Origin of the sequence: Endozoicomonas sp. ONNA2 (assembly GCF_024606365.1) — a bacterium.
In the GTDB taxonomy this organism is placed as follows: Bacteria; Pseudomonadota; Gammaproteobacteria; order Pseudomonadales; family Endozoicomonadaceae; genus Endozoicomonas.
Window position 1 is genome coordinate 1 of record NZ_JAHHPO010001154.1, and the last position, 2,030, is coordinate 2,030.

Annotated in this window: 2 protein-coding genes; one reads left to right on the forward strand and one right to left on the reverse strand. The window is 52.0% G+C overall.

Annotated features, from left to right (window positions below; genetic code table 11):
- Nucleotides 1-632, forward strand: a 632-nt coding sequence (gene rlmJ / locus KDK14_RS20410) for a 23S rRNA (adenine(2030)-N(6))-methyltransferase RlmJ (protein ID WP_257267076.1), incomplete at its 5' end; no start/stop codon positions are given.
- On the opposite strand, the gene KDK14_RS20415 is transcribed toward rlmJ, so the two are convergent.
- Entirely contained in the window at nucleotides 633-1,943 is a 1,311-nt protein-coding gene (locus tag KDK14_RS20415; RefSeq protein ID WP_257267077.1) for a DASH family cryptochrome, read from the reverse strand.
- Nucleotides 1,944-2,030: the final 87 nt, after the last annotated feature.

A 2,030-nucleotide genomic window follows, 5' to 3' on the forward strand; every position in this document is an offset into this window, starting at 1 on the left:
TCCTGAAGCTGGACTGGCAAAAGCTGCAAGGTCTGGATGACTACCACGAGCAGATTGCCGATGATATCCGTTGCCAACGTTACCCGGGCTCACCTTTGCTGGTAAAGCGGCTGTTGCGGCCCGGTGACAAGGCCTGGTGCTATGAAATGCATCCACAAACCATCGCTGAATTACGCAGGCATTGTGAATATCGTCGTCTTTGTCATGTTCGTCAGGAAGATGGCTTTAAGGGCCTGCTTGCCCTTCTGCCCACAGCCAGCCGCCGTGCCCTGGTATTGATTGACCCTTCTTATGAGGTCAGGTCGGACTATCAGACAGTGGTTAAGGTTATGGAAGCCGCTTATGTGAAAATGCCCCGGGCAATGTTGCTGCTGTGGTATCCCGTGGTGAATATGCAGCAGATTCGGCAGATGGAAAAGGACGTTGCCAACAGCAGAATGCGCAATACCCACTTGTTTGAAATGGGCGTTGCCGATCATGGCGAACCCGGAATGACCGCCTCAGGCATGGTGGTTGTGAATCCCCCCTGGACACTGGCGGAGAATTTCATCCGGACCATGCCAGCGGTTTCGGCCCATTTGGCGAAAGACCACAAGGCCCGCTGGCGACATCAGTTATTGGTGGCTGAATGATTATGGCATGATGGGCCAGTCGGCGGCGTCGACACTGTCGAGGGGGCAGGTTTTATTACCATCCCAACGTTGTCTATAACTGCCATCGGGATCGTGCTGCCGGGCCTGTTTGTCTAGATCAAAATGGCGACACCCTCTCGGGTCAGCACCCACCCCCGCCAGGTACTGCCAGTTGCCCCAGTTGCTGCCCACGTCATAATCCACCAGCTGCTGCTCAAACCAGGCTGCCCCGTAGCGCCAGTCTATCCCCAGTTCATGAATAAGGCAGCTGGCCACTATCTGGCGCCCACGGTTGGACAGGTAACCGGTGGACTGCAGCTCTTTCATACAGGCATTGACAATAGGCCAGGGGGTATTACCGGCGCACCATTTCTGAAACCGTTCGGGATAAAAGCATGACAGTCGGCACTTGGTCTTGATGCCTCTGGAGGAAAACAGTCGTACACCATGTTTCAGGGTGTACCACTGAAAATATTCACGCCACAGCAATTCAAACAGAATCCAGTAGGTGGATTCATTGGCCATAATCATTGACTCATAGTGCCTGAGTGCCTGGCAAATCTGCCGGACAGTGAGACAACCAGAGGCCAGCCAGGGCGAAAATTTGGTTGAACTCGTCCAACCCTGCAAGGCGTTGCGTGTCTCTTTATAGGTGGTTGGCTGCATCGTTGAAAAATAGAGCTTTAGATGCTCTGCCCCTGCCGCTTCACCACCGGTAAACGGACTGTTCATTCTGGCCGTTGCCGGTAGCCAGTCAGAATGGTAACGCAAACCGGGCATAGGTTTTGGCAAAATATCCGGTGTGGTTGCGGCTTCGCTAATGGGCAGATTTTCAACTTGCTTGCGGAACTGGGTAAATGTTTCCGGCAACTCGTCCAGGGAAAATGGCAGGTCGTTTTGATGGAAGAGCGTGAACGTTTCAACTTCATTGAAGGTAACTGCCGGGAAGTTCTGTCTGAGAGTTTGCCAATAGGCATTCTCCTGAAAACCCATGTTACGGCTGCGATAGACAGCCTCAATTTTGTGGGCCTTCAGCATTTGTGCGATTGCTTGATACGGACTTTGCAAACGCACCAACAGGGATTGCCGCCGCTTTTCAAGCTGTGATGCAAGGTGTTGAATACTCTCCTTCAGGAAACACCAGCGATGATCACCCATCACCCTTGACTGGTAACGGCCAGGCTTGAACCAGGCAGGGTCAACACAATAGACGCACACCAGATGTTTACAGCTGGCGGCTGCCTGCATCAAGGCCAGGTTATCGCTCAGCCTCAAATCATTGGTAAATAGAAACAGCGTTGTTCCCTGCAAAAGCAATACCCTCTGAACCTTTTTAGTGCCAATAAGGAATTGTCTAAAAATAACTTTCCCATTTCACTCTAATTGTGGAACTATGGT